The organism is Sphingobacterium corticibacterium (genome assembly GCF_004208525.1).
Taxonomy (GTDB): domain Bacteria; phylum Bacteroidota; class Bacteroidia; order Sphingobacteriales; family Sphingobacteriaceae; genus Sphingobacterium; species Sphingobacterium corticibacterium.
The window spans coordinates 353,708-373,271 of sequence record NZ_SGIT01000004.1 but is presented as its reverse complement, the minus strand read 5'-3'; the positions used below and the strand labels follow the sequence as shown (position 1 = coordinate 373,271).

Here is a 19,564-nt window from a genome sequence, read left to right as displayed (position 1 = left end):
AGCGACCTGAATTTGCTATGCCTTTCATGTAGCAGTACGTGACTATTATTTGAAGAAATAAAAAGAAAAACAAGCTTTATGAAAACAAAAAGATATATCGTCACCCTGATCAGCATTGCACTGTTATTGTTGTGGATACCGGCAAGCTTGGATAAGCTAGTATATTTCCAAGCATTCAAAACCGGCATTCTTCGCCAACCGTTTTCGGATGCATTGGGTCAAATATTGATTTATACATTACCTCTTTTAGAGATCATAGCTGCCATATGTATAGTGAGTGGTAGGTTTCGGTTGGTGGGTTTTGGGCTGTCATCCCTGTTGATGGCAGCCTTTACCGGCTACATCGGCATTGCGCTGCTGGGCGCTTGGGAGAAACTACCGTGCGGCTGTGGCTCGGTGATCAGCGGTATGAACTGGACACAACATTTCTGGTTTAATCTATTTTTTCTTGCCTCTAGCATTTGGGGCTATTATTTACAACGAGGTTTACATCGAAACAGTGACTCCGGGCTAGTCGCTGTAGAGGGCTTGTCGGCCAAAAGACAGCATACAAACATTTTTACAAACATTTTAAATTTTATCCGATGAAAAAATTCATCATCAAAAATGCAATGGCTTTAGTGGCTTTAGCGATTGCAACAGGTAGTTACACGTTAATGTCGTTTAAACCGGCACTAGAAACACAGGAGTTCGGACGAGAAATCCCAAATCCAAGTCAGCCCGATCAATTCAATTGGGTTCCCCTGGAAGGACTTGAAGAAGGTGTCGACTATGACTGCAACGCCTCAGACGAAATCTGTAAAGAAGCATTTGAGTCACATCAAATCGATCCGCTTACCAATGCTCCTTATCCGAATGAGACACCTGTGTCATCAACACCAGGAAGCTTTGATATGTAATAGTAACAGACGATAACATATCAAACGTTAACCCCTCGCTTTTCAATCAAGTAGATTGCCAAAAGCGAGGGGTTGAGCTATTCCATCTCACCTTTCATTCTGTTCCATATCATTGTAGTCCAACTCCATTGCCTTCGGAATAGGGAAAATATAACGTGGCGAATTCGGCACCAATTCGATTTCCTTTCCTTCCACCTGTCTACTCAAATATGTTTCGGTACGAGGATCTTTATTTAAGCGCTTCAGATCCGACCATCTCAGATTTCGAAAAGCCAGTTCCTTTCTTCTTTCCTTCAAAACTTCAGCTAAAATAGATTCATCTTCGATCCTATTTGGATCGGGCGCTGCATTTTCATGATACCTATGCTTCCATAGCAATGCTAAATCACGCCTAGCCTGATCATAGTCGCGCCTACGGGCGGCACATTCGGCTCTTATTAAATAAAGCTCTGCCGTGGTGATTCCATCAAATAGCGAAACTCTCCGATTATAAGTTCCGACAAATGAATGATGCCCATTATCCTGCTCCGCAAAAAAGACCTGCTTCCGTAAATCCGAACCATCATATAAGTTGTACAATTCCGGCGATACATAAACAATCGATCTAAATGACCAACTCGCCATCTGCGAAAAAAAGACAACTTCGGGATTAGCATTATCGGGATAGGGACTCGGTATCGGTTTAGCTGCAGATAAGTTCAACGTATTGTAGTCCAACAATACGTCTGTCTTCTGCAACACTTTGTCAGCATATTCATAAGCTTGCTCAAACTCGTTCATAACGATGTACACCCTTGCCAATAGTGCATTTACCGCGTTTCTATCCGGCAGGCTTTTTCGTAAATTGACTTCCGGTACATGCGCTAAGGAAAGTAAAAGATCAGACACGATCCGATCATAAACGGTTTTCAGATCAGCGCGTCCCGAAAGATCACTTATACTGGCAGTCAACTTCATTGGTATACCCATTTTTTTCTGAGCATTTTCATCATACACATCAGCAAAATTTCTCACCAGATTAAAGTGGCCCAGTGCCCGGTAAAAAAGTGCTGTACCCCAGACCCTCTCCCATTGCAGTTCGTTTTCCCCGTTCCTTTCGATCTCATCGAGTCCCTCTATAACTACATTGCTATAAAATATCGATTCGTAAGGGTTCTTCCAATCGCCTATATACTTTGCATCTTCAAACAAATCCGGTTCCCATACATAAACATTTTTCTCAATTTTCGTCAGCCCCGTTCCTTTTAGCATATCATCTGTAAGATATACATTGTCTGTCCCAAGTATGCCCAAGCTAGGGGTATTCAACACATTTACGAATTCGTTGTTAATCAAAGCCTCATAATCATTCAAAGCACTTGGAATCAGTAAAGATTTATCCGGTTTGACCCCCAAAAAATCAGAACTACAGCCTTTTACAAGGAATAGCATTAACATAAAACCTACTAATCTATATCTTTTCCTATAAAATATTCTTACATTCATCATAATCCAATTTTTGTCCCTATCGACATTTGGAAGGGAAATGGAACATTATTGTTATCCGGCTCTATATTTCTCGAATTTTTCACCCACAACAGCCCTAAGTTACTGAACTGCATAAAGTACTGGATTTTAAGTCTTCGATTCCTTTTCAGACCGTAATTATCCACATAGGCGACCCGTATATCGCTCAAACGGATATGGTCTCCTTTCTCAACCAGTTGTGATCCATAAGTGTAAAAGCGATCCCGGTACAAATCTCCATCAGCTACAGGCATGCTCATTACGTAAGTGTGCTGCTCGTCACCAGGTTTCTGCCACCTTTTATATATATCCCCATGGCCACCCAGTCCATAATTAAATCCGTAGGAAATTGATTTCATCCGCACATAATACACGAACCGGTAAGTGATATTTACCGATGCCGACCACTGCCGCCATAAAAATGTATTTCGAAATGCCCCAAACACCGTAGGGAAGGACGGTCCATTTAATGTTGCATTTTCTAGCGTAGTTCCAGCAATAATATTTCTGTAGTCGTCCGAAATCTCTCCATCAAGATATCCTCTCGGGTTACCATTGGTCGGATCTAGGCCTGCCCATGGAAAACTATAGATTGCGAATCGGGAAGCTCCCTCAATCGGAAAAGCAGTAGTACCATACTCAATCGCATTAGCCATGACCGCAGGCTTTAGTAAATAACGCGTAATTTTATCTTTTGCATGAGAGAAAAGCAAGCCTGTTTTCCATTTAAATGCACGGTCGATATTGACGGTATTCACAGTCAACTCTAAACCATTTCCTGCCGTCGAGGCTGTGTTTCCCCTATAAAAATCAACCCCACTAGAGGGAGCATAAGGACTATCTCCGATCAGGTCCAAACCGTTCTTTATGTAATACTCTGCCCCAATATCCAATCGGCCGCCGTCCGAAATCCACTGCAGCCCAAAATTGGCATTCTTTACCCGTTCCCAACGCAGATCTGCATTAGGCGGATTGATAATTTCCGCCCGATTGAGATACGTTGCTGAAGCAGCGAGATAATTTGCTGTAATCTGAGATGACAGCGTATTATCCATATTTCCATTGTAACCAAAAGAAGCCTTAACCCTCCAGATACCTTTCAATTCGTCTGAAAGCCAAGGTTCTTTATGGACATTCCACACAGCACCGATCGAAAAGAGAGGCACTCCCTTTAAATTAGCGCTTACGCCAAAGACATTGCTTTTATCTTTCCGCGCACTGGCCGACAAGGTAAACCGTCCGCCAAACGAGTAATTCAAATTTGCATAGTACGACAGGTTCCGGTTCTGCCGATACCGCAGTGACTGAACGAAAGGAATTTCATCCGTTCTACGCGTAAAATACGACATTGCATATGCTTTCGTATAATCTACCACCTGATTGGACATATACTCGTCATCATAGCCATAAAACCTCTGCCTGCCATTGCGCATGGTACGATCGCGCATTTCCCACCCCAGCATCACATTGATTTCATGCTTACCAAGTGTATTGTCATACGTTAGATTACCACGCAGCGAGTTCGACCGGTTCCTTTCGGTACCTTCATCCAATATACCGCTGTGGGGGATCGGAAAAGTAGGTAATCCAGAATCATTTATCTGTGCAAACTTATTGATCAGATCACGTGCAAAATAACTATCAACCGAATAATGGGTTTCTTCCCTTCCGTTATCTGCCGCATATTGATAAAGCACCTTTAAGCGGAGGTTTGGCAACAGCTTATAAGCAGCACCTAGATTAAACTGGTAATTTTCGGCCATCTTGTTTCGGTCACCGTTTTCCAGTTCATCCAAGGGGCGGTACTGCCAGTCCAATAGCCCCATATTTTCTGCTTGATCTAACCAAGGTTTCCTGTAAAAACCATATATGGCACGGTGTTTACCATCACTGTCTACCAGCCTTTCGTAAGGAGACAGCCCCGTATAGATGGAATGACCATCCATTATCTGTTTATGAAACACACCGAAAATATCTGCCTGCACCGTGAGCCTCTTTTCAAAAAAACTAAAAGCGTTATTGGCACGAAGAGTCAACCGATCATTAGAAACGCGCAACTGCTGTGGTAGGTTACGGTCATAACCTGTCGAAATCGAATACACATGCTGCTCCCCACCCCCTCGGATATTAAGGTTACTTCGCGATGCCATGGTTTTTCTTACTAAAAACTTGTTTATATCCTTTCGTATATCATGCTGCTTCAACAGATCTATACTGCTTTCCAGTTTATCCAAACTTATTTCTTTCTCCCGGTGGGCAATCAAGAGTTCCACCACTTCCGACAGGGGAAGCCTGTCCAGATTACTTTCGGTCGCGGTATACCCTCCTTCCTCGAAAACACGTCTCTCCGTATCGATGTAATCACTAACCGACATAGTCGGCGTATAGAAAAGATCAGGTTTGTTTCCAACTGTCATATTGCTCTGGAAAGAAATCTCCGGACGTTGCCCGAAAGATCCTTTCTTTGTCGTGATTACAATTACGCCATTGCCTGCCCGTGTCCCCCAGATTGCTGCTGCCGCTGCATCTTTCAACACCGAGATAGTTTCTACATCTTCGGGATTGATGTCATTGATATCACCCTCATACGGAAAATCATCAACCACAATCAAAGGAGACATATTCCCGTGGATCGAACTAACGCCCCGTATGGTCATGTTGGGATGCCGCCCCAACAGGTTAAGTCCCGGCACAACATCCTTTAGACGGTCCAGTACATTACTCCCCACATTCAGTTCCAGTTGTTCACTATCGAGGTAATAGGCAGATCCGGTCAGCCTATCCTTTCTAATTTTCTGATATCCCGTAGATATTTCTACTTCCTGTAAAACATTGTTACTTTTTTTCAACTGGAAGGTCATACTATGTCTTTCCGCCGTAAACACCCAAAAAAGAGACTGAAAGCCAACTTTTGAGATCATTATCGTATCACCAGCAGTTCCTTGAATCGAAAACTTTCCCTCGTGATCCGTCTATACCTCTGTTTTGATGCGACCGTTAACAATATTCACATTTGGGATCGCTTTACCCTCTTCATCCTCTACGGTTCCTTCCGCTATCTGTTGAGAAAAAACAGTGTTGCCTATCAGCATAAGCAGGAATACGATCCATATTATCCGTATCATGACTGCCCTCCTTTCCTCATACCCGCTTTCAATAGCAAGCGAATATTCTCCCCGTTAATTTCAGAACCATCCGTTATCGCCAAAACCCGTCCTTCACGGTCCAACCAAACCGTATGTGGCAACGATCGATGGGGAAATAGATGGCGGTAGGTGTTATCCTCGATAACCATCGGAAGAATGGTCTCCCTATTCTTGAAAGCTTTGGCTACAATTGCCCGGATATCTGTTGCCCTCTGGTACGTAATCGGGATAATCTGTATATGTCCTTCGAATTCGCGTTGGATACTGTCCAACTTGGGCAGTGCCGCTACGCAGGGGCTACACCATGCAGCCCAAAAATCGAGGATAACCAATTTTTTATCCAAGCTGGAAATATTAATTTCACCATCGGAAGGATGAAACAATGTCGAACTGATTCCCGGCGGTATGGTATCGCCAACCTTTAGGTTTGAATCGGTCAGATTAATTTGACTGTACGACAATAATGGGATTAGCAATGTTATCAACGGTATCATTTTCATCGTTCGATCCCTCCTACTAATTTTCCCCAATCAAAACCTCTTATCTGTCCATAGTTACCCGCCTCCAACGGAAGATGAACCGGTTGCTGTCCCGAATCGCTGATGACGAGCATATCGACAACCTCTATTCCTTTCTCGATCCGTAATCCGTAGGCTTTTAATGCCTCGTTCAGCTCCGAAACGTTTGATAACGACGCCTTGATATCTATATCTATTTTACCCCTTATAGCAACCTTATTTATCAGTGGCGGTTCGTTCTGCAAATAATAATGCAAACGTTCCACGAGATAGTCTACATCATAGCTGTTGGACATCGAAAAATGGAGTGGAGAATAACTAACTTTCGGATTACCCCCTTTATTCATAAGTGCATCCGTATTCCCTTCGACCACTAATAGAAGGCATTCAACCGGGCGCTTCTCTATCGATACGCTATATTGCGGGAAATATTCCGACATATCCTGCGTCATCTTTTTATATATATTTTTTCTTCCCAACGCGAAAGGTGACACCGCCTCATACGTAAACCCATTGCCAGATCTTAACCAATCCTGGTAAGCAGTTCCCCTATCTTTGGTATTTTGAAGTTTCATGGGATCTTTGACCTCAAGCAGTGTTCGGTTACGTGGCATCATACGCTTGCCATCAAAAGATGCCATCTGGAAAAGACTGAGCAATGTACAATTGTAGCAACCGATCCGATAAGCTTGCATATCATCCAGTCCAGTTTCGGACGTAGCGAATGCCTGCGATGCCAGTATTCTCCTTCCTTTTATCCCTTCCTGATAACCCGTGAGCATCGTTTGCATGATCGGCCTGACCTGCCCCATTCCATTGCCTTCACTGCCGAGAGGTTTATTTATATTATGCTCTAGTGTATACTCTACTTTGGGTGTGAGAATGTCAGCTATCTCTGTTTCTAAATTTTCGGTTTGCCCTTCGGCAGTCCGCGATTCCGCGGACTGCGCCCAGGCGTCTGATAGATTAAACAACATGAAACACATCAATGCCAACACAAAAGGCATTGATGTGTTCGTCATTGCCGCTACCACTCTCCTACTTTTACCGTACAGCTGATCTACACAAGAGGTACATACGTTTAGTGAATCTTTAGTAGCTCTCCAGTACCTTTTTAGTACTTCTCCAGTACCTTTTCGGTACACTCCCCGTACACTAACAGTACACTCGCGGTACACCAACCGTACATTCCTTGTGTCGTTGTTATCTGTTCCTTGGCTGTTTGTTGTGTCATCCTTGGGTGATCCTTGTGTATAACCTGTTCTTAGGCTGGGTCGTGGTTGGGTCAAGCTTAGGTCATCCTTAGCTGTTTCTTGGGTGATCCTTAGGTCATTCTTAGGTTGGGCTTGGGTCGTTATTAGGTCGGATGCCTGTAGCGATTTTCGTGACGATATTACACAAAATAGTGCCTTTTTGGGAATGGTTTTTCGCTTTCTGGGAACACATATTGACTCTCCGTGAACCCTTTTTGAGATTTGGATATCGCTTTTTTGCCAAACGGTGGTACGTTTTGCCGACATGGGAACACAAGTCGCGAAATAGGGATCACGTTTTACCAATAGGGAATCACAAGTAGCAAAATACTGTTCACTTCTTATAAAAGTGTGATCACGTTCGTCAAAAACGGGATCACGTTTTTCCGATAAGGGAACACAAGTAGCTAGATACCGTTCACTTGTTATAAACGTGCGATCACTTTCTCCTAAAATGGAATCACGTTTTCCCAATAAGGGAACACATTTAGCAAAAAAGGGAACACATTTAGCAAAAATGTAATCACATCTTCTGAAAAAGGAAATACATTTTGCCGATAAGGGATTACTAAAAGACAAAAGGGGAACACCTTTCTTCAAAATGGGATCACGTTTTTCCAATAAGGGAACACGAGTTCGCAATAGGTGACCCCATATTTTCAACTTGTGAACCCATTTTCTGAAAAAGGGCTTACAAAACGCTAAAAACAGTACCCAAATTTGGCGGGTATCAGCAGGAAATGTTCCTCCAATTGCCAAAGGTGCTATTAAAGATCGCTCCTCCTTCCAGTCCGTTTTTGAGGGCATGGCGCGCCCATTAGCATAAAATTGCTGCATGTTTTAATCGGTTTTATGATTAGTAAAAATTTGAAAATCAGTAAAACCGACCCCTACTCCTTCTGAGAAAGGAGAAATATGACTAAAATCATTTTGCAGGTTTGGAAAGTAAACGCTATTTTTATTGTGCGACTAATTAAAATGCCATTACTGACCGAAGAAACCATGCAATCGATAGTGCATATTTATCAGAGGTCGGTGTAGCAGAAAACATAGGGTGAAATGTGTCCCTTTGCGGGACGACTGGGCGACGTAGGCCTCATTTGCGTTTGCAGGCGTGCCTTGCCCCTTTCAGCTTTTGCTAACTGCTTATGGCTTTTTTATTCGGGAGATTTAATTACGTTCTTTAAGGATTGTTTACGGGAATGATGAAGCGGCACCTCTTTGAGGTGGCTCTGGGTAGTAGTAATGTTGGTTAATCTTTTCGTTCTCATAACTTTTAGTTTATGTAGAACGATGACACTGAAGATCTAAGGAAACTATGGTAAAAACCAAAGGGTGAACCTTAAAGCTTCCGACCTGGCATCGCCAAACGCCAACCTAACTGAAGTTAGGGTTCCCCGAAAGACTGACATAAGGTTCACCCTCTGGTAATGTGTACAAATATACAGATTACCCAGAGATATGGCGAACCTACGGTCATCTCGTGGGAATTTTGGCGATTTCGGTACGAGAGTGACATCGTTGCTAAGTAGACTTTTCAGTCTACGTTAGATATCGCTATCAACTAATTATTAAGCAAATATAATAACACTTCATAAAATATCAAAATTAAATTTTAAAATGTGTGTTCATGAATTGGAAAATTGAGTTATCTAAATTAATAGAGAAAAGTGGATACTCACATATCGAGATATATGCTAGGACAAATATACCTGTCGCTACAATAAGCAATATGAGTAACAAAAGGCACAAGTATCTCACCTGTGAACAGTTTATACTATTCAAACTCCTTTTTGAAGAAACATATCAAGCACTTCTAGACAATCTCTTCGGAAAAGAAGCTTTTAGTAAAGTTAAGACGGTAGAAAAGGACGGAGAATTAACAAAAATGGGATCGTATTTTACGGATAAGTACAAGTATGAAGTTTTTCCGAAAAAGAAGCTAGTAGATTGTACCGACATAAAATCAAGTAGGATTGATTACTTATTTACTAACTCTTTCGAAAATATAAGAATAGATGAGATTACAAAGCTTGAGTTAGCATCTGGTGAAAAGATAGGCTCTTTTTCCAAGTTATTTTTTTCTCACGTCCAATTAAACTCTGAAAAAGAATATGAAAGATTATTAAAAGAGCAAAGACAGAAAAACAATCAGGCTAATGAAAGACGGAAAAAGACTGAGAAATAAAGAATGAGTATTGAGGTCATAGATTGTGACCCTTTAATCCTGTTTTAGCTAGTAAGAGTATTCTATAAAAAATAAGCGCGTGAAAGAAGATAAGATAGATAATAATATCGAAGACGAAACAACATTTTTTTTCTCTGAAGAAACAGGAAAAAGCTTGTCCATTGGAGGATTAATATTTATATTTTTAGCTGTAATTGCTTTTGTCATATTTAGTGACTGGAGTTTTTCCCTGAGTTTAAACGAAGAGAAAGTCGGTCAATTTGGCGATTTCGTTGGCGGGACAGTCGGTACGATTTTTTCTTTAGCAGGTGTTATCTTGTTCTACATTGCATTACGAGAACAACGGAGTGACATAAAAATCAATCAAAGATCTGCCAATTTACAAACAGAAGCTCTTCAAAAACAGATTGAAGAATTCGAAAAGCAAAAAGAAGAACTAGAACTGACACGAAAGGTGTATGAGAATCAACTAAAATCAATGGCAGAACAGGAAAAAACCATGAAGATTCAACAGTTTGATTCCACCTTTTACGCACTATTGAACGTCTATATTTCAATAAAAAACGAGCTAAACAAGAAGGATAATAATCGAAATTTCTTTAAAGAAAGGTACTTAGAACTTAGGGATGCATCTCTGGCCCTGCCTTTTGATTCCCCTTTACAATCGCATAATACCATAACAGAAAATTACCTAAAAGTTTTTTTTCTATTTAAGGGTGAGTTATCTCATTATTTTAAGACCATCTATAGATTAATAAAAATCGTAGATAGCAATATTTTGTTGGACGAAAAACAGAAAAAGTTCTATTGTAAAATTCTCAGGGCACAATTGGATGATTACGAAACGCAAATTCTATACTATAATTTTCATTGTACTTATGGAGAAAAATCCAAGGTCTTGATGTATAAGTATAACATGCTAAAACATCTACATCCGCTTTCGAAAGTTGTCTTTCAAATACACCTTGGTCACGATTGCTATAATCAATCCATAATTGCATTTTGCGATAAGGTGGATAGTTTCTTAGAGCACTCGGTAAATCTTTTCTGTTCAGATTTTGATTTGGACATAATAGAACAAAAAATAGAGGAATTAAGTTGCACTATTGCTTTGATTTATGGAGAGAGTCTAACCCTTCGTGTGATTCTATTTGATGAATCTCAGATTCCAAAATATTTCCGTAATTTATTCCTGAATATTATTTATGACAAACTTTATATTTCGCAATTTAGAAATATTCATGATGGTATACTTGACATAAAAGAATCTAGGTTAGATGAATCCTTAATCTTGAATTATACCCTTAATGACAAAAAAATTGGGAAATTAAACACAGACAATAACTAACATGAACTATATAAATCCACAAGAACAATTCATAGAAATTTTCAAAAGTAATCATTTAAAAAAAGACGCAAGGACTGTCTCAATATCTACCTTGCTAAGTGACCGCTATCTTAAAAGAATCAACTACGACCCATACTACCAGAGAAACTATGTTTGGGAGAAAGACAAGCAATCGTTCTTTATTGAAAGTGTTATACTTGGAACAGAGATTCCACCTCTTGTATTTTTCAAATCAGGAATGGAAGTAGAAGTTATTGATGGGAGACAAAGGTTTGAAACATTAAAAAGATTCAAAGAAAATGATTTTTCTTTGAATCTTTCAGGATTGTTAGAACTCCAAGCGTTATCCAAAAAAACATACTCAAAATTAAGCCCGGAGATTCAGCAGCTATTTCTGAATACGAAGATTCGAATATTTGAATTTGAGATAGTTGGATTACCTGATCTGGACTCCAATATGGAAGACCGCATCAAGAAAGAAATATTCCGACGTTACAATTCCGGAATCACGCCATTAAACCAGTCAGAAGTAGATAATGCTAAATACGATGCTGACACATTTTCAGATTACTTCAAACATAAATTACGACAGAATGAAGAACTATTTGATGCGTTAAAAGGTAAGTTTTTAAAAGATCGTAATAAGGTAAAGAATGAACTGATAGTAGACATGGTTACCTTTCTTCGAAAAATGCTAATACTACACCAGTTTCCTATTAGTCGATATGCAGACAGTGGAAAAAATCTCATAATTGATCTTTTATATGACAGCTACATGGACAGCCTGAATAATAGCGACAACTTCAAAGAGTCCTTGGAAAATGAAGCCGAAACCCTGATCTCACAAATTAAGTCTATAGCTGCAACTTTCAGTTTTTCAAACACGTATATATTTGAATGTGTTCTGTGGGCTCTAAGAGTGCTGGAAAGTAACGATATCAAATTTGATTTAAAAAGTCATAAGCATGTTATCGAGATGCATTATAAAGAAAAAAACTCGATCTATAACACCGACAATGACCATTATTATGGAAATGTCGTAAGCCGATTTACTGATACAGCTGAACTTTTCAATAAAATTATGAATTTTGATTTCGAACCATACATCCGATCAAGCATTTTCAAAGACACCTTAAGTAAATTGAAGCAGACGGAAGCCGATGCAGAATTGACTCTGGAAAAGTTAGCAAGTCTCCGTATAAATAAACCCTCACCGGCATCAAAACCTATTGATCAAATTATATCTGATTTGAATGAAAATTTTTACCTTCTTAGACCTTCATATCAAAGACAAGAAAAGATCTCTGTGAGAAAGGCTTCTTCGATTATAGAGAGTATCCTTCTAGGAATCAAACTCCCTCCATTGTTCATTTTCGAGAGAAATGACGGTATTCGCGAAGTAATTGACGGTCAACAAAGATTATTGTCAATATTAGCCTTTATGGGTAGGCATTATAAGAATGAAGAGGGCGAAAAAGCATTCTCTATTAACCATAATTTTAAACTCAAAGATTTAAGAATATTAAAACATCTCAATGGAAAAAGATTTAGCGACGTCATGTCTGAAGTTGAGTCGAAAATTTTAGACTTCGACATTGATGAAATTGAGATTAGCCAAGATCTAAACGGAAAATTTGAAGCCACCGATCTTTTTATCCGCATAAATAGCAAACCTTATCCGATTAAACCGAATTCCTTTGAAATGTGGAATTCTACAGTAGATAAAGAAGTAATTCAAAAGATAAAAGAAGTGACTTCGCAACACGTTAATTGGTTTTATATTAAAGCACCAGATTCTCAGGAGAAAGACAACCGCAATGACAGGATGCAGAATGAAGAGCTGATAACTATATTATCGTATCTTAACTACAACTTACTTAAAGGAATTGATATTATAAAAATTCTTGGTTTTTACCATAGACTGGAAAAATTCACTTGTAGAATAAAAACAAAGTCCAACCTGACTGAACTTTTAGAAAGTTTTGAGTTTAAACCATCGGATAAAGAATTCTTTTTAATGAGTATAGAACAGACTAACTCCACTATTCTAAACATAGGACGTATTCTACTAGATAATGAACCGACTAAAGAGAGCTTCAATAGTATTCTTAATATTAAAAATTTACAAAGGTTTAGCAGGTCTAACCAGGAGTTTTATATTCTTTGGATTATTCTTAGTGGGATTCATTCAAAAGAAATGGAAAAAAACAAGACAGATATTTTGAGAGACATTAAATCTGCTCTCTCGCTATTAAAAAATGTGTCTGACTCAAAAGTTGATCAAAAATACGTTTCAGATTTTATAACTTCTATCAACGAAATCACCCTGAAATATAAACCAGCTACACAACAACATCTTGGCTTACAAAATTAAACTTGTTTTTCAAGAAGATCCTCTCATATTAAGTATAAGATGTAATACCCCCCATCCTTTGGTGCTCCGCGAAATTCAATCAGTTGATTTTCGCGGAGTATCTTAAGATATCGCTCTACAGTTGAATGCCCCTTACCTATAGCGCTAGAAAGCTGTTTAGCATTCATTCCAGGAGTTGCATCAATAAGAGCTATAAGTTTACGAAGTTCAGCATTTACACCCTCACTCACACCTGCTACCATAACATAATTTACACCCTCATTTACACCCTCACGTACACCCTCACCTATTCCAAGCCCAGGAAATTCAAGTACAAGATGATCATGATCTTCCTTCCAAACGGGATCGGGCAAACCATAGGACTTACAGTCCTTGACCATCCGCTGTGTCCCACTACCTAGCATTTCGATAAGATCATGTACAAAACACATGCGTGCAATGTCCGGATTCCGCAAGATGGACGTATGCTCTCTTTTGAGGTCCGCTATACGCAAACCTTCTGGAAGAGTCCCCGCATTGGACACAACCATGCGGTTAGAATAAATAGATATATGTACGGTACTGGAAACTTTAGTATAGTCTCGATGCACCAGTGCATTCATAATACCTTCCCGTACCGCAACAATAGGATATTTTAGCTGGTCATTCCTTTTCAGCCCTTTGATATGACTACCACGTCCAAACAATACGTCAATATAAGCAAAGATATCTTGTATATTCTGAAAAAGGTTGGATTCATACAACCTATCATATAGAAAACTATCAGAAGATTTTTCATTGGCGTACACCGTGAGCCTTATTTTAGCCTGCGGTAGATAACGCACAGGGTTCTTTGCATACAATATAGCCGCCGCGTTGGTTAAATGACCATGCTGATACAGGCCCATATATTGCAAAAAAGCAGCAATATCGTTAGAAAACCCAAGGTGAAGATTTTTCTTTTCGAAGAGCCGGATACTGTCCCCCACCTGTTGCGTCGATAAGTCTTCTAACTCCAGTCCCAATAAAGGTTGTCTCTCCCAATGAAATTCGGAAGTCCTACGTTGCGATATGAAACCAGATATATCTGCTTTATCTGCTTTGCTTGTATCTTCCTGTCCACGGGCATAGATTTGTCCCAGAAAGGAATAGGGTTTTTGCGCTCCCTCCCATACACTAATCCAAATCAAATCCTGTTTTTTATACTTTACTGCGGAAACAGATATGGGCGCATTAGGTTGAATCGAGGCATTAAGGTAGCTACTAAGTACATCAACTTTCGTCGACCCTTCACTTACACCTAAAATCTCTCCATCATCATCAACGCCTACCAACACATCTCCACCCTCTTCATTTATCAGTGCACAAACACTCTTTGCAACAGTATCTCTACGCAATTGAGAAAGAAACACAAGACGCTTTCCTTCCCCGTTCTTGATAAGATTTGATATCAACGATGTGTAATCCATTGTTTATTTTGTCTTATTGCGTTCTACCATTTCTTCTATAAAAGATCTGTCCTCAAATTGTGTTTTGACATACTTCAAAGCCTCATCCAATCGGTAAAACTCCTGCGCCCAGTTACCTGTGCGTGTCTCTAGTGGCTCGCCGTTCTTGATGACATAATCATATACATCCAGCGTTCGCATATCAAAGATATGATTTTTCTTGAGCTCGTAGTTCTTTGCGTCGCCTTTCGGTACTAAATTGCGGAAAAGCTGCCTAGCAAAAGTGACATCTCGATCTACAAGAAACCAATACGGCTTTTTAAGTTCGATGGCAAGTTTCATTTCTTCAAAGGTAATATTTACGCCATTGATATTACCACTTCCATAATAAGGTCTAATAATACCTAGAAATACATCGCAATCCCGGACAGCTCGAAGGCAATTCTCTAAATTAGACAAGGTCGGGTCTACACGCATCGTACCACGATGGGAGTTTACAGCTTCGTAACCGTAGGACTCGATCACGTCGCATATTGCGGCAAGTTGATCGGGAAAACCGTAAACGGTGGAACCTATCATAATCTTTATCTTTGAAGAGCTGGATTTTGGCATAATTACTAAGTTATTGTGGTTAAGAAAGCAGCTTTCTGTTTTCGACGATGCTTAAAGCTTTGTCTAAGATACGAATAACATGTAAATTATCAAAGCGCTCGTCAATGACGTTTGGGTTAACAAATACTCAATTAGGATCAATAGTTCATAATTTAGGTAAATACACGGTAAATCATCATTGAATGGGCGAATAGCGTACGAATAGTGTATAAACAAAGGCTGTTGCGAAAATCAGTAGAAAGCAAGAAAGACAAGTTTTTTGAGCTTATCAAGCTTATTCCCTATATTTATGGCGTAAATCCTACATATCATGGTTATCTACTCACTTCCGGATTATCAAGATTTTGAACATAAAATCGACGGTAAAAAAACACATCTCTTTATTTTAAAGAATCGCACAGGGATGCAAGTGGCCTTTACAGACTATGGCGCCCGCATTGTCAGCATCTTAGCTCCTGATAAGGCCGGAAATCTCCGAGATGTGGTATTGGGATTTAATTCTATTCACGCGTATCTGCAAGCTGACGAACAGTACCATGGTGCGACGATAGGACGGTTTGCCAATCGTATTGCCCACGGCAGTTTTCATTTGGACGGCGAAAAGTATAGCCTACAACAAAATAACGGACGCAACTGTCTGCATGGTGGGCCAACGGGATTCCACACCAAAGTTTGGGATAGACGAACATCATTCAAAAAGAAAATAGATTTTTGCTATGTTTCTCCAGATGGCGAAGAAGGATTTCCCGGAAACTTGAAAGTAACCGTTTCCTATGAATTGACAGAAGATAATGAAATTATTATTAGATATAAAGCGGAGACAGACAAAAAAACCGTTATCAATCTGACAAATCACGCTTATTTCAACTTAAATGGCGAAGGCCAGGACGATGTACTCAGCCATATTTTGCATATCCCATCCAACCATTTCCTGCCTATTGACGAAAATCAGATACCATTAGACAGTGAAGCACCAGTAGATGGAACCGCATTTGATTTTCGCACACCTAAGAAAATATCAGCGGACATCAATAAAGATGAAGAGCAATTAGGACGAGGCAACGGCTACGACCACACATTGGTGAATCAACAACCGATTTCACAAGTAGCTGCATCTGCTTATTCTCCCGATTCGGGGATTCGCTTAGAAGTATTCACTACCGAACCAGGGATACAACTTTATACCGGCAATTTTTTATCCGGCAAAGATATTGGCAAATCCGGCCGTCCATATTCATCGCGATCCGCATTCTGTTTTGAAACACAGCATTATCCTGACAGTCCGAACCGTCCGCAATTTCCATCCGTTCTATTGGAACCTGGGCAAGTGTTCGAATCGGAAACGATATATAAATTTTCCATAAAAAAGGAGATGTAAATCATCTCCCTTTTTATATTTATAGCTTATTTTACAAGTTTATCCAGGGCTTTCTCCACTTTGTCAAAGCCAAACCCGGCCTTCACCTCGTTAAACATACGCGAGATCTCCTCGTTACAAAGATTCCCTATACTACCTTCATGCGTATGATGCACCTCTTTTGAGGGCTGAAAGGTTCCGTTATCAATATCCAACCCTATCTGGCGGTAAGCCTCCCTAAAAGGAACACCTTCTAATACCGCATTATTAACAACTTCTACACTAAACAAATAATCATATTTAGGATCGTCTAAAATATTTTCCTTTACAGAGATATGCGCTAGCATAAAAGCTGTAATTTCTAAACAATCGCTTAATGATTGGAATGCCGGAAAAAGATTCTCTTTCAATAGTTGCAAATCCCGATGGTAGCCTGACGGTAAATTTGTCGTCATGAGTGCGATTTCGTTTGGTAGCGCTTGAATCTTGTTACAACGTGACCGTATCAGTTCAAACACATCCGGATTCTTTTTATGGGGCATAATACTGGATCCGGTAGTTAAGTGAGCAGGGAAAGATATAAAGCCAAAATTTTGGTTGATAAACAGACATACGTCCATGGCAAATTTGGCTAACGTAGCGGCTATAGCACTCATTCCCTGCGCTAATATACGCTCTGTTTTCCCTCGCCCCATTTGTGCATAGACTACGTTATAGTTCAAATCATCAAAACCTAATAATTCCGTCGTCAATTTGCGGTTAAGCGGAAAGGAGGATCCATACCCAGCGGCGGAACCCAATGGATTTTTATTACACACCTTCCATGCCGCTTTTAACATTTCCAGATCGTCCACCAAACTTTCGGCGTAAGCTCCAAACCACAAACCGAAAGAGGAAGGCATGGCAATCTGTAAATGCGTATAACCCGGAATTAACACCTGTTTATATTGCTCGCTCAGCTGTATCAGTTTCTGAAAGAGTGTATCAGTTTGCTCCACTAAGCGTTGGATTTCGGAACGAAAATAGAGTTTGAGGTCAACCAGAACCTGATCGTTTCTAGATCTTCCCGAATGAATTTTCTTTCCGGCCTCTCCCACACGTTGTGTAAGCAACATCTCAATTTGGGAATGCACATCTTCTACCGAATCTTCTATGGTAAAATCTCCCGCTACAATATCTTGATAAATCTGTTTTAACTCATGCTGAACAACCGCTAAATCAGCGTCACTCATCAAATTTATACTATTCAACATTTGCGTGTGCGCCAATGAGCCTAACACATCGGCCATCGCCAAATGCAAATCCATTGCTCGGTCGTTACCTACTGTAAAGGTCTCTACAAACGAATCTACATCAATGTTCTTTTGCCAAATCTTCATTTAGTTTTTGTTTTTATGAGAGCAACAACCCTATTTATTCCCGTACCATAATTCCCTTTTCCTATTGAAGCTCTTGTGGTTTTTTTACTAGTTTCTGTCACAAATTTATCGAATCTTCCCCAATAAACATAAGGTCTATTTAGCACTTCTAAAAACATCAATCATGATCATCAAAAAAGTGATCACTTACTTTTTTTTAAAAAATGTCTTTGCGTGAATAATTTATATCCCTATGTTTGTAGGCGTAAAGGGGAAATGGAAAAATAAAAATAAAGACAAGTGAGTTAATACTCACACTTTATTTTCACCAAAGCTAACAAACTAAAATGTGATAGACGGAGGTCTTAAAACTTGAAAGAAATAAGGCTGACCACTTATAAACAAATTTTGTTCTGAAGCGTATCACGGAGAGGGTGATACGCTTTTTTTATATATAATTTATGTAGTACCTTTGTGATGGCATTGTAATCAATACAAATATGGGAACAGAGAGCAAAAGACAACAACGATTTGCAGGAGTCATTCAAGAAGATCTTGCGGCACTACTTCAACGAGATGGCCATTCTTGGGCCCCAGGAGCTTTTATTACCGTAACAAAAGTACGGGTTACGCCAGATTTGGCCATCGCCCGTATCTATTTAAGTTTCTTAAATACGAAAACAGCAAAAGACGATTTAAAACAGATTCAAAGCAAAACCAGTGAGATACGCTATAAGTTGGGCATGAGAATTAAAAACCAAGCTCGGATTGTTCCGGAGTTGGAATTTTTCCTGGACGACACCAATGAATATGTGGAGCACATGGACAAATTATTTGAAAAAATAAGCAAGGAACCTAGACAACCGGATTAACCAACCCGTTATCGTAATTCCTTATGCCTTATTCTTTGGACGATCGTCTTCTATTTCCTCATCCTTCGCTGGCGGATGACGATGGTTTACTCGCCATTGGCGGAGATTTAAGTACCAAACGATTGTTATTAGCGTACCAGCATGGTATCTTTCCATGGTTTTCTACAGAAACGCCTATTTTATGGTATGCTCCGCATGAACGCTTTATACTCGATCCAAAGGAACTGAAAATAACAAAGAGCATGCGCCAATTTATACGCAGCTCCTCTTTTCATACGACACATAATACGGCATTTACGGAGGTCATAAAACAATGTGCTACGATCGAGCGAAAGGACCAACAAGGCACATGGATTACAACGGACATGCAGGAAGCTTATATTCGTCTACATACATTGGGTTACGCACACAGCATAGAAACATACGATGACAGTGGGGCGCTAGTTGGTGGGCTATACGGGATACAGATTGGATCAATATTCTGTGGAGAAAGTATGTTCTCCAATGCATCCAATGCCTCTAAACTAGCCTTGATTTATCTCTGTCAACAATTTAATTTCGAATTAATTGATTGCCAGATATACAGTGAACACTTAGCTTCTTTAGGCGCAAAGTTCGTTGCCGGCTCCGCCTACTATGAACTTCTGCAAAAACAAAAAGTTGAACCGTTTGCTATTTAGATTAGATAGTATAATTAGATATGAAA

15 protein-coding genes and 1 pseudogene are annotated in these 19,564 nt (G+C 39.8%); 8 read left to right on the top strand and 8 right to left on the bottom strand.

Translation table 11 applies throughout. The features are described 5' to 3' along the window. Window positions 1–78 precede the first annotated feature (78 nt). Both EWE74_RS18450 and EWE74_RS18445 read left to right on the top strand, forming a co-directional pair. Entirely contained in the window at window positions 79–588 is a 510-nt protein-coding gene (locus tag EWE74_RS18450; protein WP_130143122.1) for a MauE/DoxX family redox-associated membrane protein, read from the top strand. Then, entirely contained in the window at window positions 585–899 is a 315-nt protein-coding gene (locus tag EWE74_RS18445; protein ID WP_130143121.1) for a hypothetical protein, read from the top strand. The genes EWE74_RS18450 and EWE74_RS18445 overlap by 4 nt, the downstream gene beginning before the upstream one ends. An 87-nt stretch (window positions 900–986) precedes the next feature. Here the strand turns inward: EWE74_RS18445 and EWE74_RS18440 are convergent, their stop codons facing one another. From EWE74_RS18440 to EWE74_RS21580, 5 genes and pseudogenes are all read right to left on the bottom strand, one after another. After that, window positions 987–2,387, bottom strand: a complete 1,401-nt coding sequence (locus tag EWE74_RS18440) for a RagB/SusD family nutrient uptake outer membrane protein (RefSeq protein WP_130143120.1) — start codon at window positions 2,385–2,387, stop codon at window positions 987–989. Then, window positions 2,384–5,365: pseudogene (locus tag EWE74_RS18435) on the bottom strand (SusC/RagA family TonB-linked outer membrane protein); the annotation flags it as partial. The pseudogene EWE74_RS18435 and the gene EWE74_RS18440, both read right to left, overlap by 4 nt. A 12-nt stretch (window positions 5,366–5,377) precedes the next feature. Beyond that, window positions 5,378–5,530 carry a hypothetical protein gene (locus EWE74_RS21135; RefSeq protein ID WP_165384768.1) on the bottom strand — a complete coding sequence of 51 codons (153 nt, stop codon included), beginning with the start codon at window positions 5,528–5,530 and terminating at the stop codon, window positions 5,378–5,380. After that, complete coding sequence (locus EWE74_RS18430; RefSeq protein WP_130143118.1) at window positions 5,527–6,051, bottom strand: TlpA family protein disulfide reductase; 525 nt, start codon at window positions 6,049–6,051, stop codon at window positions 5,527–5,529. Before EWE74_RS18430 ends, EWE74_RS21135 begins: the two co-directional genes overlap by 4 nt. After that, window positions 6,048–8,159, bottom strand: coding sequence for a hypothetical protein (locus EWE74_RS21580; protein ID WP_239018713.1), 2,112 nt, complete (start codon window positions 8,157–8,159; stop codon window positions 6,048–6,050). The genes EWE74_RS18430 and EWE74_RS21580 overlap by 4 nt, the downstream gene beginning before the upstream one ends. A gap of 793 nt (window positions 8,160–8,952) precedes the next feature. Between EWE74_RS21580 and EWE74_RS18420 the strand changes: the two genes are divergently transcribed. The 3 genes from EWE74_RS18420 (at window position 8,953) to EWE74_RS18410 (ending at window position 13,232) form a co-directional block, all read left to right on the top strand. Further along, window positions 8,953–9,510 carry a hypothetical protein gene (locus tag EWE74_RS18420; protein ID WP_130143117.1) on the top strand — a complete coding sequence of 186 codons (558 nt, stop codon included), beginning with the start codon at window positions 8,953–8,955 and terminating at the stop codon, window positions 9,508–9,510. A 79-nt stretch (window positions 9,511–9,589) separates the two neighbouring features. Then, window positions 9,590–10,858: a putative phage abortive infection protein gene (locus EWE74_RS18415; RefSeq protein ID WP_130143116.1), complete on the top strand. Its 1,269-nt coding sequence runs from the start codon at window positions 9,590–9,592 to the stop codon at window positions 10,856–10,858. 1 nt (window position 10,859) lies between these two features. Then, window positions 10,860–13,232 (top strand): DUF262 domain-containing protein, encoded by a 2,373-nt coding sequence (locus tag EWE74_RS18410; protein WP_130143115.1) that lies wholly within the window; start codon window positions 10,860–10,862, stop codon window positions 13,230–13,232. 23 nt (window positions 13,233–13,255) lie between these two features. Here the strand turns inward: EWE74_RS18410 and EWE74_RS18405 are convergent, their stop codons facing one another. Both EWE74_RS18405 and EWE74_RS18400 read right to left on the bottom strand, forming a co-directional pair. Next, a complete protein-coding gene (locus EWE74_RS18405; RefSeq protein WP_130143114.1) occupies window positions 13,256–14,680 on the bottom strand; it encodes an ATP-binding protein in 1,425 nt (474 codons plus the stop codon). Window positions 14,681–14,683: 3 nt separating this feature from the next. Then, window positions 14,684–15,238, bottom strand: a complete 555-nt coding sequence (locus tag EWE74_RS18400; RefSeq protein ID WP_165384767.1) for a DUF4062 domain-containing protein — start codon at window positions 15,236–15,238, stop codon at window positions 14,684–14,686. Window positions 15,239–15,581: 343 nt separating this feature from the next. Between EWE74_RS18400 and EWE74_RS18395 the strand changes: the two genes are divergently transcribed. Then, entirely contained in the window at window positions 15,582–16,649 is a 1,068-nt protein-coding gene (locus tag EWE74_RS18395) for an aldose epimerase family protein (protein WP_130143112.1), read from the top strand. Window positions 16,650–16,675: 26 nt separating this feature from the next. On the opposite strand, the gene argH is transcribed toward EWE74_RS18395, so the two are convergent. Next, window positions 16,676–18,007 (bottom strand): argininosuccinate lyase, encoded by a 1,332-nt coding sequence (argH, locus tag EWE74_RS18390; RefSeq protein WP_130143111.1) that lies wholly within the window; start codon window positions 18,005–18,007, stop codon window positions 16,676–16,678. A gap of 479 nt (window positions 18,008–18,486) precedes the next feature. On the opposite strand from argH, the gene rbfA reads away from it, so the two are divergent. Beyond that, on the top strand, window positions 18,487–18,858 hold the full coding sequence (rbfA, locus tag EWE74_RS18385; protein ID WP_130143110.1) for a 30S ribosome-binding factor RbfA: 372 nt from the start codon (window positions 18,487–18,489) through the stop codon (window positions 18,856–18,858). A gap of 23 nt (window positions 18,859–18,881) precedes the next feature. Then, entirely contained in the window at window positions 18,882–19,538 is a 657-nt protein-coding gene (gene aat, locus EWE74_RS18380; protein WP_130143109.1) for a leucyl/phenylalanyl-tRNA--protein transferase, read from the top strand. Window positions 19,539–19,564: the final 26 nt, after the last annotated feature.

Excerpts from the sequence above, each read along its gene's own strand:
- EWE74_RS18450 (WP_130143122.1), top strand. The coding sequence starts at position 79 with ATGAAAACAAAAAGATATATCGTCACCCTGATCAGCATTGCACTGTTA.
- EWE74_RS18445 (WP_130143121.1), top strand. The coding sequence starts at position 585 with ATGAAAAAATTCATCATCAAAAATGCAATGGCTTTAGTGGCTTTAGCG.
- EWE74_RS18440 (WP_130143120.1), bottom strand. The coding sequence starts at position 2,387 with ATGATGAATGTAAGAATATTTTATAGGAAAAGATATAGATTAGTAGGT.
- EWE74_RS21135 (WP_165384768.1), bottom strand. The coding sequence starts at position 5,530 with ATGATACGGATAATATGGATCGTATTCCTGCTTATGCTGATAGGCAAC.
- EWE74_RS18430 (WP_130143118.1), bottom strand. The coding sequence starts at position 6,051 with ATGAAAATGATACCGTTGATAACATTGCTAATCCCATTATTGTCGTAC.
- EWE74_RS21580 (WP_239018713.1), bottom strand. The coding sequence starts at position 8,159 with ATGCAGCAATTTTATGCTAATGGGCGCGCCATGCCCTCAAAAACGGAC.
- EWE74_RS18420 (WP_130143117.1), top strand. The coding sequence starts at position 8,953 with ATGAATTGGAAAATTGAGTTATCTAAATTAATAGAGAAAAGTGGATAC.
- EWE74_RS18410 (WP_130143115.1), top strand. The coding sequence starts at position 10,860 with ATGAACTATATAAATCCACAAGAACAATTCATAGAAATTTTCAAAAGT.
- EWE74_RS18405 (WP_130143114.1), bottom strand. The coding sequence starts at position 14,680 with ATGGATTACACATCGTTGATATCAAATCTTATCAAGAACGGGGAAGGA.
- EWE74_RS18400 (WP_165384767.1), bottom strand. The coding sequence starts at position 15,238 with ATGATAGGTTCCACCGTTTACGGTTTTCCCGATCAACTTGCCGCAATA.
- EWE74_RS18395 (WP_130143112.1), top strand. The coding sequence starts at position 15,582 with ATGGTTATCTACTCACTTCCGGATTATCAAGATTTTGAACATAAAATC.
- argH (WP_130143111.1), bottom strand. The coding sequence starts at position 18,007 with ATGAAGATTTGGCAAAAGAACATTGATGTAGATTCGTTTGTAGAGACC.
- rbfA (WP_130143110.1), top strand. The coding sequence starts at position 18,487 with ATGGGAACAGAGAGCAAAAGACAACAACGATTTGCAGGAGTCATTCAA.
- aat (WP_130143109.1), top strand. The coding sequence starts at position 18,882 with ATGCCTTATTCTTTGGACGATCGTCTTCTATTTCCTCATCCTTCGCTG.